11 protein-coding genes are annotated in these 11,979 nt (G+C 73.7%); 3 read left to right on the top strand and 8 right to left on the bottom strand.

The genetic code is table 11. The annotated features are described in order from the left end of the window. Positions 1-24: 24 nt before the first annotated feature. The 3 genes from ABD401_RS05000 to surE are packed head-to-tail and all read left to right on the top strand — an operon-like array spanning position 25 to position 2,653. Positions 25-861, top strand: a complete 837-nt coding sequence (locus ABD401_RS05000) for a hypothetical protein (RefSeq protein WP_344602237.1) — start codon at positions 25-27, stop codon at positions 859-861. Positions 862-914: 53 nt separating this feature from the next. Further along, positions 915-1,856 carry a PfkB family carbohydrate kinase gene (locus ABD401_RS04995; protein ID WP_344602235.1) on the top strand — a complete coding sequence of 314 codons (942 nt, stop codon included), beginning with the start codon at positions 915-917 and terminating at the stop codon, positions 1,854-1,856. Then, on the top strand, positions 1,853-2,653 hold the full coding sequence (gene surE, locus ABD401_RS04990) for a 5'/3'-nucleotidase SurE (protein ID WP_344602233.1): 801 nt from the start codon (positions 1,853-1,855) through the stop codon (positions 2,651-2,653). Before ABD401_RS04995 ends, surE begins: the two co-directional genes overlap by 4 nt. 7 nt (positions 2,654-2,660) lie before the next feature. On the opposite strand, the gene ABD401_RS04985 is transcribed toward surE, so the two are convergent. The 8 genes from ABD401_RS04985 to ABD401_RS04950 all read right to left on the bottom strand — a co-directional run bounded on the left by ABD401_RS04985 (position 2,661) and on the right by ABD401_RS04950 (position 11,943). Beyond that, the gene (locus tag ABD401_RS04985) at positions 2,661-3,236 is read right to left on the bottom strand and encodes a YdeI/OmpD-associated family protein (RefSeq protein ID WP_344602231.1); all 576 of its coding nucleotides are present in this window, start codon (positions 3,234-3,236) and stop codon (positions 2,661-2,663) included. Positions 3,237-3,328: 92 nt separating this feature from the next. Then, on the bottom strand, positions 3,329-5,047 hold the full coding sequence (locus ABD401_RS04980) for an acetyl/propionyl/methylcrotonyl-CoA carboxylase subunit alpha (protein ID WP_344602319.1): 1,719 nt from the start codon (positions 5,045-5,047) through the stop codon (positions 3,329-3,331). A 51-nt stretch (positions 5,048-5,098) separates the two neighbouring features. Continuing rightward, the gene (locus ABD401_RS04975) at positions 5,099-6,019 is read right to left on the bottom strand and encodes an LLM class flavin-dependent oxidoreductase (protein WP_344602229.1); all 921 of its coding nucleotides are present in this window, start codon (positions 6,017-6,019) and stop codon (positions 5,099-5,101) included. Continuing rightward, positions 6,016-6,837, bottom strand: coding sequence for an HpcH/HpaI aldolase/citrate lyase family protein (locus ABD401_RS04970; RefSeq protein ID WP_344602227.1), 822 nt, complete (start codon positions 6,835-6,837; stop codon positions 6,016-6,018). Before ABD401_RS04970 ends, ABD401_RS04975 begins: the two co-directional genes overlap by 4 nt. Then, positions 6,834-7,286 (bottom strand): MaoC family dehydratase, encoded by a 453-nt coding sequence (locus ABD401_RS04965; RefSeq protein WP_344602225.1) that lies wholly within the window; start codon positions 7,284-7,286, stop codon positions 6,834-6,836. The genes ABD401_RS04970 and ABD401_RS04965 overlap by 4 nt, the downstream gene beginning before the upstream one ends. Next, a complete protein-coding gene (locus ABD401_RS04960; RefSeq protein WP_344602223.1) occupies positions 7,286-9,238 on the bottom strand; it encodes an AMP-binding protein in 1,953 nt (650 codons plus the stop codon). The genes ABD401_RS04965 and ABD401_RS04960 overlap by 1 nt, the downstream gene beginning before the upstream one ends. 27 nt (positions 9,239-9,265) lie before the next feature. Next, positions 9,266-10,807, bottom strand: coding sequence for an acyl-CoA carboxylase subunit beta (locus ABD401_RS04955; RefSeq protein WP_344602221.1), 1,542 nt, complete (start codon positions 10,805-10,807; stop codon positions 9,266-9,268). Then, complete coding sequence (locus ABD401_RS04950) at positions 10,804-11,943, bottom strand: acyl-CoA dehydrogenase family protein (protein WP_344602219.1); 1,140 nt, start codon at positions 11,941-11,943, stop codon at positions 10,804-10,806. Before ABD401_RS04950 ends, ABD401_RS04955 begins: the two co-directional genes overlap by 4 nt. Between the last annotated feature and the right edge of the window lie 36 nt (positions 11,944-11,979).

Below are 11,979 nucleotides of genomic sequence, written 5' to 3'. Positions count from 1 at the left end.
TTGTCGACAAACACGGGGTGAGGCATGTCCAGCGAAGTCCCGATCGACGGCGCGGCGCCGTCCGAGGGGCCGGAGCTGCTCGCTCTCCGTCGCCTCGCGTTCACAGCGCTGCCGCCGACGATCGCCCGGCGGCGCCGCGCGCGGCTGGCCGACGGGCTGGCGCGGATGGCGCTGGCCGACGCCGGGGACGACTACGCCGCCGCCCGGGCCCGGGTGATCCGGGACGTCCTGCACGCCGGTCCCGGGGGCGGCTGGCTGCCCGCGAGCCTGGTCCGGGTCGTCGACGGCGGCCCCGCGGTCTCCCGGCAGATCGAGCACGCCCTGGCCGGCATGGTCCCGGCCTCGCGCGCCGCGTTCGCCCTGATGCACCTGGAGAACCTGCCCGCGGCCAAGATCGAGGCGCTGCTGACCTCGGCGGGCGTCGCCGACCCGCGCACGGCCGTCTCGATCGCCACCCGCACCCCCTTGGACCCGACCGCACTCCGGTCGGTGGTCGTCCCGGTCGCGACCGCCTCCATGTCGCCGCGGCTCGTCGGGGCCGTGGCCATCGGCCTCGTCCTCGCCGTGGCGGCGCCGGTGATCGCCGTCAGCGCCTTCTCCGGCGAGGACACCAAGCCGGCCGTCCAGGTCTCGAACGAGCTGCGGACGGACTCCGAGCGGGAGTCCGCCATCCAGGCGGCCAAGGACGCGCTCAAGGACGCCCGTGAACGGGACGGGGCCAGCGCCGACCAGAGCCTGAAGCGGATCCTGAACCGCCTCGAGGACGCCCTGGACGAGCCCGGCCTCACCCGCAAGCAGAAGCAGCGGCTCAAGAAGCTCCGCGCGGACGTGATCGAGGAGCGGCAGCGCCTGCGGGACTGAGCTCTGCTCGTTGCGTGCTGCTTGCCTCCGGCGGGCGCGGGTAGCGCCCCCGCGTGAGCGGCACCGTGTTCGTCTTCGCACCCGACCCGTTGCTGACCGTGACGGTCGAGGCCGGGCCGGACGGCGACGAGATCCACCTGCACCCGGGCGGCCAGGGGTTCTGGGCGGCCCGGATGGCGCACGCGCTCGGGGCCGTCGTGACGCTCGGCGGCCCGTTCGGGGGCGAGTCCGGGGCGGTCGTGCGGGCGTTGATGGCCGACACCGGTCTCCAGATCGCGGCGGTGCCGGTGGGGGCGACGAACGGGACCTACGTCCACGACCGGCGGGACGGCGAGCGCCGGCCGGTCGCCGCCATGGCGCCCGAGCCGCTGACGCGGCACGACGTCGACGACTTCTACACGACCGCGCTGACCGGAGCCCTGCAGGCGGACGTCACCGTCCTCGCCGGGCCCGGCCCGTGGGACCCGCCGCTGCTGCCGGCCGCGATCTACCGCCGGCTCGCGGGTGACCTGCGCTCCCTGGGGCGCACGGTGGTCGCCGATCTGTCCGGCGACGTCCTGGCCGAGGCGCTGGCCGGTGGGCTGAGCCTGGTCAAGGTCAGCCACGAGGAACTCGAGCGGGACGGGCTCGCGACGACCGGCGACACCGCATCGCTGCTGAGCGCGATGACCGAGCTGACCAAGACGGGCGCCGACAACGTCGTCGTCAGCCGGGCGGGCGATCCCGCCTTCGCGCTGATCGACGGACGGCTGGTGTCGGTGACCGGGCCGGCGCTCGACGTCGTCGACCACCGCGGCGCCGGGGACTCCATGACGGCCGGCCTCGCCGCCGGGATGGCCGCGGGGCTCGCCCCCGCGGACGCGCTGCGGCTCGGCGCGGCGGCCGGCGCCCTGAACGTGACGCGGCACGGGCTCGCCAGCGGCGAGCGGTCCGCGATCGAACGACTGGCCGAGCAGTTCGAGTTGCACGATCTGAATCCGGAGGCGGCGACATGACGGAGCGTCAGGACACAGGTCCCTCGGTCCTGATCACCAACGACGACGGCATCGGGAGCGAAGGCCTGCGGCTGCTCGCCGTCGCGGCCCGTGAGGCCGGGATGCGGCCCGTCGTCGCGGCTCCGATGACGGACACCAGCGGGGCCAGTGCGTCGATCACGTCCACCGAGACCGACGGCCGGCTGCTGTTCGAGGCCCGCGAGCTGCCCGGGCTGGAGGGCTGCCCGACGTACGCGGTCGCGGCGCTGCCGGCGTACATCTCGCTCGTCGGCGTGCGGGGAGCGTTCGGCGGCCCGTTCGACTACGTCCTGTCCGGGATCAACAACGGCCCGAACACCGGTCACGCGATCCTGCACTCCGGCACGGTGGGCGCGGCCCTGACCGCGGCGGGCCAGGGCGTGACGTCGCTGGCGGTGTCGCTCGGCGTCGGGCCCGACCGCAACTTCGCGACTGCGGCCGCGCTCGCCGAACGGGTGCTGCCGTGCCTGACGGCGGCGCCGCGGGGGACGATCCTGAACCTCAACGTCCCGGACCTCGCCCCGGACGAGCTGCGCGGGGTCCGCGAGGCGCCGCTGGCCAGCTTCGGTGCGGTGCAGACGAACATCCTCGAGTCGGGGAAGGGCTACGTCGTCACCGGCTTCTCCGAGGTCGACACCAGCTCCGAGCCCGAGAGCGACGCCGCTCTCCTCGCCGCGGGTTGGGCGACCCTGACGGCTCTGCGTCCGGTCTGTCAGGCCGGGGACGTCGACCTGCGGTCGTTGGTCGGCGACTTCCTCACCCACCCGGTGCAGGCCTGACGCACCGTCAGGGGTAGGGCTTCCCCCCGGAGGCGATGAGGTTCACCAGGCGCTCGATCGCCTTCGCCCGGCCGGCGGGAGTCTTCGTCCGCTGGATCCGGTGCAGGACCGCGAAACGGTTCCGACTGTCGAGCGCGTCGAACGTCGCCCGCGCCTGGGCGGCCGTCAGCGCGGCGGCGAGGTCGGCGGGGACCGCCGCCGTCGAGGGCGGGTCGTAGGCGGCGTCCCAGCGGCCGTCGGCCTTCGCCCGCTCGACCTCCGCCAGTCCGCGTGGGCGCATCCGGCCCTCGGCGATCAGCTTCTCGACCTTGACGCGGTTCAGCTTCGCCCACGTGCTCTTCGGCCGGCGCGGCGTGAACCGCTGCAGGTGCCAGGAGTCGTCGACCCGCCGCACCTGCCCGTCGATCCACCCGAAGCACAACGCGACCTCGACCGCCCCCGCCCAGTCGAGCGAGGCAATCCCCGTCGCCTTCTTCGCGAACCGGATCCAGAGCTCGTCCGCGGTGTCCGCGTGCTCGCTCAGCCACGCCTCGAACTCCGCGGGTCCTGCGAAGAAGACCCCGTCCCCCGGCGCAGTCGGCACGGCACGCAATCTAGCCAATGCACAAGAGATGTCATCTCCAGTGCAGAGTGTGTGAAGAAAGGGTGACACCCCTTACTGCGGAGTAAGGGGTGTCACCCTTTCTTTTCCGCCGGGGCGGCGAGGGTGCACAGGACGGTGGCGGCGGCGACGGGGGCGCCGGGGGTGACGGTGAGGCCGGTGACGACGCCGGCGCGGTGGGCGCGGACGGGGTTCTCCATCTTCATCGCCTCGCAGACCGCGATCAGGTCGCCGGGCGCGACGAGGTCGCCGTCCTTCACCGCGACGGCGACGATCGTCCCCTGCATCGGGGCGAGGACGTCGGGGCCGTCGGCCACGGCGGCGCCAGCGGTGCGCAGCGCCGCGGCCTCGGAGCGGATCGCCGCGGCCCGGTCACCGAGGACCGCGAGGCCGGGAACGCGAACCGGCAGCACCCGCCGCCCGACGCGCACGCCCACGACGGCGGGGTCGGCCGGGGCGGCGTCGGCCTCGGCGCCGAGGTCCTGCTCGACCCAGCGGTTGTGGACGCGCAGGTCGGCGCCGGCGAAGTCCGGGTGCCGCACGATCCGCCGGTACACGGCGAGCGGCGTCGGGACGCCGGCGACCTCAGTCTCCGCCAGCACCCGCGCGGCCCGGCGCAGGACGGAGGCGCGGTCGGGGGCGCTCACGATCAGCTTCGCGAACATCGAGTCGAACGACGGGTCGACGGCGTCACCGTCCGCCACGCCCGCGTCGAGGCGGACGCCGGGCCCGGTCGGCACGGCCAGGCGGGTCACGGTCCCCGGCACCGGCAGGTAGCCCCGCGCCGGGTCCTCGGCGATCAGGCGGAACTCGACGGCGTGGCCGCGGGCCGGCACGTCGTCCTCGGACGCCAGGCGCCCGCCCGCGGCGAGCCGGAACTGCTCGGCGACGAGGTCGACGCCGGTGGTCTCCTCGGTCACGGGGTGCTCGACCTGCAGCCGCGTGTTCACCTCGAGGAACGCGACGGTCCCGTCCGCGCCGACGAGGTACTCCACCGTGCCCGCGTTCCGGTAGCCGGCGGCGCGGCACAGGGCGCGCGCGGACGCGGAGATCTGCGCCGCGACCCCCGCGGGCAACGCCGGCGCCGGCGCCTCCTCGACGAGCTTCTGGTTGCGCCGCTGGACGGAGCAGTCGCGCAGCCCGACCACGACGACCCGGCCGTCGTCGTCGGCGAGCACCTGGGCCTCGACGTGCCGGGCGGAGTCCAGGAAGCGCTCGACGAAGCACTCCCCGCGCCCGAACGCGGCAACGGCCTCCCGGGTGGCGGAGGCGAAGGCGTCCGGGATCTCCGCCGCCGTCCGCACGACCTTCAGCCCGCGGCCGCCACCGCCGAACGCCGCCTTGATCACCAGCGGCAGTCCGTGCTCCGCGGCGAAGGCCTCGACCGCCGCCGCGTCGGCGACCGGCGCCGTGGTGCCCGGCAGCAGCGGCACCCCGGCGTCCCGCGCGATCCGCCGGGCCGTGACCTTGTCGCCGAGGTCCCGGATCACCGCCGGCGGCGGGCCGATCCACACCAGCCCCGCCCCGCGGACCGCCTCCGCGAAGTCCGCGTTCTCGGCGAGGAACCCGTAACCCGGATGGACCGCGTCGACCCCGGCCCGCTGCGCGGCGGCGACGACGGACGCGATGTCGAGGTAGCTCTCGACCTCGTGCGCCTCGTCGGCCCGCCGCACGTGCAGCGCCCCGGCGTCCGCGGCCGTGTGAACCGCCACCGCCCGCATCCCGGCGTCCCGCGCGGCGCGCAGGACCCGGACCGCGATCTCGCCGCGGTTCGCGACCAGCACGGACCGCAGCGGCTCCGCGGGCTCTCCGGCCAGAACGGTGAGGACGCTCATGACGGCCCGTCAGACGTTGCGCAGGGCCGGGAGCACGTCGGAGGCGAGCAGGTCGAGAACCTCGTCGGCGTCGTCGGGCGGGCACGCGGTCGCGATGATGACGGTCTCCGCGCCCGCGGCCGCGTAGGCGGACAACCGCTCGACGACCTGGTCCGGCGACCCGAGCACCAGGTACCGGTCGGCGACCGGGCCCATGTCCTGGTTGTAGGCGCGGGAGAGCATCTCGATGCCGGCGCGCCGCGCGTGATCGCCGTCCCGGCCGACGTTGCACCAGGCGAAGTACGCCCCGGCGAGGTCGGCGGGCTTCCGGCCCGCGGCCTCGGCGTGCTCGCGGGCGGACGCGAGGCTCGACGCGACCTGCTCCGGCGTCATCAGGTACGGCATCCAGACGTCGGCGAAGCGGCCGGCCCGGCGCATCGCCGCGGGCTTGCGGCCACCGACCCAGATCGGCGGGCCCGGCCGCTGGACGGGCGGCGGCAGCAGTCGGTCGCCCTCGATCGTCACGAACCGGCCCGAGTGCTCCACCCGCTCGCCGGTGAACAGCTTCTGAATGACCTCGAGCGCCTCGTCGGTGTACGCGCCGCGATCCTTCGGGTCCAGTCCGCAGGCCCGCAGTTCTGACGGGTACTCACCGCCGACGCCGATGCCGAACTCGAAGCGGCCGTTCGTGACGCCGTCGAGCGTCGCGACCTGCTTGGCGGCGAGGGCAGCGGGGTACGTCGGCAGGAGCGTGAGCGCGGAGAGCAGACGGATCCGCTCGGTCGCGCCGCCGGCCGCGGCCAGGGCGATCAGGCCGTTGGGGACGGGAGCGTGGAAGAACACGTGCTCGCCGGAGGCGATCAGGTCGAAACCGGCCTCCTCCAGTCGCTTCGCCTGCGCGGGGATGTGCGTGAAGTCCGCACTCACCGTCAGCGTGACTCCGACCCTCATGCGTCCTCCCCCGCTCGTGCGAGCACCGTCTCCGCCATGCGGACGTGGACCGCGTCCACCATCGCGCCGTCCACGACGCCCACGCCGTCGGCCGCAGCGGCAATGACCGCGCGGGCGTGGGCGATCTCGGCCTCCGAGGGCGCGAACACCTCCGCCGCGATCGCCACCTGGTCCGGGTGGAGGCAGATCTTGCCGTCGTAACCGAGGTCGCGTCCCTCCTCGGCGTCGCGGCGGTAGGCCTTGACGTCCCGCACCGCGACCACGGCCTGGTCCAGCACCAGGACGCCGGCGAGCTTCGCGCAGAGCACGACGTGGCTGCGGGCGTAGAGCACCTCACGGCTGCCGGGGGTGCGCCGGGCCCCGATGTCGAGGGCGTAGTCCTCGGCCCCGAAGTAGGCGGCCTCGGGCCGGGCCGCGAGCAGGTCACGGGCGTCCGCGACGCCGAGCCCGGTCTCCAGCCCGGCCACCACGACCGCCCCGGGCGGCAGCGCGGCGCGCAGCGTCGCCAACTGGTCGACCGCGGAGTACTTGGGCAGGACCACGCCGTCGAGCGAGCCGGCGGCGATCAGGGACGCGCACGCGGCGACGTCGGCGGTGTGCCACGGCGCGTCGACGGGGTTGATCCGCACCAGGGTCGGGAGCTCCGGTCGCCCCGCGTCGAGCGCCTCGACGACCCGGGCCCGGGCGGTGTCCTTCTCCCCCGGCGGCACGGCGTCCTCGAGGTCGACGAAGACCGCGTCCGGGACGCTGCGCGCCACCTTCGCGAGCAGTTCCGGACGTCCGCCCGGCACGAACAAGGGATTCCGCAGACGCTTCACGCCGGCCTCCGGTGCATCAGGCCGGTACGCCGGCACACACAGACGAGCTCGTCGCGCTGGTTGTACGCGCGGTGCTCGAAGACGACGACGCCGTTGTCCGGGCGGGACTCCGAGAGCCGAGCCTCCACGATCTCGGTCTGGACGCGGAGGGTGTCGCCGTGAAACACCGGCGCCGGGAACTGGACCTCGTTCAGGCCGAGCTGGGCGACGATCGTGCCCTGCGTCAGCTCGGCCACCGAGAGCCCGACGACCAGCGCCAGCGTGAACATCGAGTTGACCAGCGGCCGGCCGAACTCGGTCCCGGCCGCGTAGTCGTGGTCGAGGTGCAGCGGGGCGGTGTTCATCGTCATCGTCGTGAACAGGACGTTGTCGGTCTCGGTGACCGTCCGCCTGGTCGCGTGCTCGACGACCATCCCCGCCTTGAGGTCCTCGAAGTACAACCCCGCCATCAGGCTCCGTTCCCGCTCGCCGAACCGTCCCGCGCGGCCCGGACGACCCCGGCCACCACGTCCAAGGCTGCCGGATCCTCCATCGCGGACGTGTCCCCGGTCGGCTTTCCGTGCACGACGAGGTCCCGGAGGAGCCGCCGCATGGTCTTGCCGGTGCGTGTCTTGGGCAGGGCCGGGGTGACGAAGATCGTCGCCGGCCGCGCGTATCCGCCCATCTCCCCGACCACGTGCGTGGCGAGTTGCTCGCGCGCCACGTCGGCGTCGACGCCGTTCGCGAGCGTCACGAACGCGACCGGCACCGTACCCTTCGTCGGGTCCGGGACGCCGACGACCGCGGCCTCCACGACCGCCGGGTGCGCGGTGAGCGCCCCCTCGATCTCCATCGTCGAGATCCGGTGCGCGGCGACGTTGATGACGTCGTCGACCCGGCCCAGCACCCACAGGTGGCCGTCGGGGTCGAGCACGGCCTCGTCGTTGGTCGCGTAGGCGCCGGGGAACCGCGAGAAGTAGGCGGACGTGTAGCGGCCGGCGTCGTCCCAGACCGTGCGGCACAGCGTCGGGAACGGTGCGGTGAGGACGAGGTTGCCCTTCGTCCCCGGCGGCACGGGCTCGCCGGCGTCGTCGAGGATCGCGAACTCGTGCCCGGGCACCGCGGTCCCGAGGGACCCGGCCTTGATCGGCTCGACGCCGTACACGGGGTAGGCCCACGTCGACCCGGTCTCGGTCTGGCCGTACGCGTTGACGACGGGGGCGTCGAAGGTCTCCGTCGTCCAGGTGAAGGTGTCGACGTCGAGGGGCTCGCCCTGCATGGTGATCAGCTTCAGGTGCAGCGGGTGCTCGGCCGCGAGGTCGTCACCGAACTTGCGCAGCATGCGCCACAACGTGGGCGCCGCGAGCACCTTCGTGACGTGGTGCCGTTCGCAGATCTCGTAGAACCGCGCCGGCGTCGGGGTGTCGAGCGCACCCTCGTAACAGGCGATCGTCATCCCGCAGGCGAGGCCGCCGACGACGGCCTGGATCGGGAACGTCAGCCACCCGACGTCCGCCGCGACCCAGTACTCGTCCCCGGGTTCGTAGCCGACCTGCCAGTGCGCGTTCGCCCAGGTGCCGAGCAGGAAGCCGCCGACGGAGTGCACCACGCCCTTCGGCCGCGACTCCGTGCCCGAGGTGAAGATCAGGAACGAGGGCGCGTTCGGGTCGAGCGGCACCGGCGCGAGCCCGCCGTGCCCGTTCGCGACGACCTCGGCGTAGGCGTGCTCGCCGTCCTCGAGCGGCCGGGAGTCACCGGTGCGGTCGACCACGACGGTGGCGAGCAGCGTCGGAATCCGCGGCCGCGCAGCCCGCAGGGTCTGCAGCAGCGGGATCGGCTTGCCGCGCCGGTAGACCGCGTCGGCGACGATCACGACCTTCGCGCGGGCGGTCTGCAGCCGCGACGCGACGGCCTCCTCGCCGAAGCCGGAGAACAGGACGGTGTAGATCGCGCCGAGTCGGTTGCAGGCGTGGATCGCGGTGAACGCCTCGACGAGGTTCGGCATGTAGATGCCGACGAGGTCGCCCTCCTGCACGCCGAGCTGCGCGAGCCCGGCGGCCAGAGCTGACACCTCGTCACGAAGTTCGCCGTAGGTCACGCTGCGCGTGTCCCCGGGCTCGCCCTCCCACACGATCGCGACACGGTCGGCAGTCGCCGGGTCCTCGGCCCAACGGTCGACGCAGTTGTCCGCGACGTTGATCCGGCCGCCGGAGAAGTAGCGGAAGTCCCCGAGCTCCCCGCTGCGCACCGTGCTCCACGGCGCCAGCCATCGCTGCTGCGCCGCGACCCACTCCCAGTACTCGTCGGTGCCGAGGTTGCGGAGCTCCGTCAATTGCTCGACGCGCTCCGGGACCGTCCAGTCCGCCCGCAGCGGGACGAGCGGGGAGGAGAGCAGGTGGTCGAGGGTCTCGCTGTCGGACATCGTCGTCCTCCCGAGAGGTTGGGAACGTCAGACCGGGCTGATCAGGTGGTGTCTTCGGCCGGTGCGCCGGGTCCAGCCGTCGGCGTCGGCGAGGCGGGCGACGAGTTCGGCCCGCAGCGCGGCCGGCGGCACGACGGCGTCGACGACGAGCTCGCCGGCCAGACGGAGCAGGTTCAGGTCGCGCTCCTGCTCGGCGGCGCGCGCGGCGACGAAGGCGGCCCGTTCGTCCGGGTCGGCGATCGCGGCGATCTTGTTCGCGTACACCGCGTTGGTGGACGCCTCCGGCGACATCGGGCCGATCGTCGCCGTCGGCAGCGCGAGGGTGGCGCGCGGTTCGAAACCGGGCGCGCACATCGCGTAGTTCCCGGCGGCGTAGGACTTGCGCAGGACGACGGAGATCTTCGGGACGTCCGCGCTCGACATCGCCGCGATCAGCTTCGCCCCGTGGCGGATGATGCCGGCCCGCTCCACCGCCGCGCCCACCATGAAGCCGGGCACGTCGTGCAGGAACAACAGCGGCACGTTGTAGGCGTCGCACATCGAGATGAAGCGCGTCGCCTTGTCCGCGGAGTCGACGAAGATCGCGCCGCTGCGCACGCTGGGCTGGTTCGCGACGAGCCCGACGACGCGGCCGTCGAGGCGGGCAAGACCGACGACCATCTCCTGCGCCCACCGGGCCTTGATCTCGAAGAACGACCCGGCGTCGACGACGCCCTCGATCACGTCCCGGACGTCGTAGGGGGTGTTCGGGTCGGCCGGCACGACGCCGTCGTGCAGCGCGCGCTCGGGCGGGACGCCGACCGTGCGGGCGGGCGCGCTGCGGTAGTCGTCGGGAAGGTAGGACAGCAGCAACCGGGCGGCCGCGATCGCCTCCCAGTCCGAGCCGAACCGCTCGTCGGCGCAGCCGGAGACCGACGTGTGCATCTCGGCGCCACCCATCTCCTCCAGGCTGGTGATCTCGCCGGTCACCTTTTCCGCGACGCGGGGGCTGGCGAGGTACATCGACGCGTTGCCCTCGACCATCCCGACCCAGTCGCAGAACGCGGGCATGTAGGCACCGCCCGCCGCCGAGGGCCCGAGCAGGACGCAGATCTGCGGCACCCGTCCCGACAGCGTGACCTGCTGGTGGAAGATCGCCGACGCCCCGCGGCGGCCGGGGAAGAAGCCCATCTGGTCGGTCAGCCGCCCGCCCGCCGCGTCGACGAGGTAGACGACCGGCAACAGGTCACGGTCGGCGCGCTCCAGGATGCGGATCTGCTTCTCGCACGTCAGCGCACCCCAGGACCCCGCCTTGACCGTGAAGTCCGAGGCGATCACCGCGACGCGGCGACCGTCGATCCGGCCGACGCCGGTGACGACGCCGTCCGCGGGGAGGACCTTCGCGGGATCCGGGTCGCCCGCACTGGCCAGCAGACCGTCCTCGACGAAGCTGTCCGGGTCGAGCAGGAGGGCGAGCCGCTCGCGGACCGGCAGCTTGTCCGGCCACCGCGCCGCGCGCTCGTCGGGCGGGACGCTCCCGCGCCGCGCGTGCTCCTGCGCCGCGAGGACGTCCGCCGCCGGGGAGCTCAAGGCACGAGCCCCTTGGTGAGGATCTCGAGCTGGATCTCGTCGGTGCCGCCGCCGATCCGCAGGATGCGCGCGTCCCGGTAGTGCATCGCGACCGGCGTCTCCTCGACGAAGCCCGCGCCGCCGAAGAGCTGAACGGCGTCGTCGACGATCCGGTTGGCCGCGACCGCGGCGAAGTACTTCGCCTGGGCCACGGTCTTGAGCGCGTCCGGGTGCCCGGCGTCCAGCCGCGCCGCGGACTGATGGGTCATCAGACGCGCGGCGTCGAGCTCGATCTCCATCGTCGCGAGGCGGTGGCGGATGGTCTGCAGCCCGATCAGCGGGGCGCCGAACGCCTCGCGGTCGCGGACGTAGGCGCGGGCGAGATCGAGGCACTCGGCGGCGTGGCCGAGCCCCATCCCGGCGAGCGCGACCCGCTCGAGCTGGAAGCCCTCCATGATCTGACCGAAGCCGCGGCCCTCGGTGCCGAGCACGGCGTCGGCGGCGACGGGCACGTCGTCGAGGATCACCTCGCGGGTGTCCGAGGAGTGCCAGCCCATCTTTACCAGCGGGTTGCCGAACGACAGTCCGGGTGAGCCGGCCTCGACCAGGAACAGCGTCACGCCGCCGTGCCGGTCGGCGCTGGTCCGCGCCCCGACGACGATCACGTCCGCCAGCGAGGCGTTGGTGATGAACATCTTGCGGCCGTTCAGCACCCAGCCCTGATCCGTGCGCCGCGCCGTCGAGGTCATCCCCGCGACGTCGGAGCCCGCCTGCGGTTCGGTGACCGCGATGGCGGCGATCGCCTCCCCGTCGCAGAGCGCGCGGACCCAGCGCTGCTGCTGCGCGGCGGTGCCGTGGCGGACCAGGTGCGGTCCGGCCATGTAGGCGCTGACGAGGGCGGTGACCGCGAGACCGCCACTGGCGCGGGCCAGTTCCTCGGACAGGATCGCGACCGCGAGCGAGTCCGTGCCCGAACCGCCGAACTCCTCCGGCGTCGTCAGGCCGAGCAGGCCGGCGGCGCCCAAGCGCTTCATCAGCTCGCGGGGGAAGGTCCTGCTCGCCTCCGCCTCGGCGACCAGCGGGCGGACCTCCCGGTCGACGAACGAGCGACAGGTCGCCCGGAAGGCCACGTGCTCGGCGCTCAGTTCCCAGCTCATCGGATCGCTCCCCGGGTTCTCGACCGACTGGTCGGT

Source organism: Sporichthya brevicatena (assembly GCF_039525035.1).
Lineage (GTDB): Bacteria > Actinomycetota > Actinomycetes > Sporichthyales > Sporichthyaceae > Sporichthya > Sporichthya brevicatena.
This window is presented reverse-complemented; position numbering and strand designations above follow the sequence as displayed.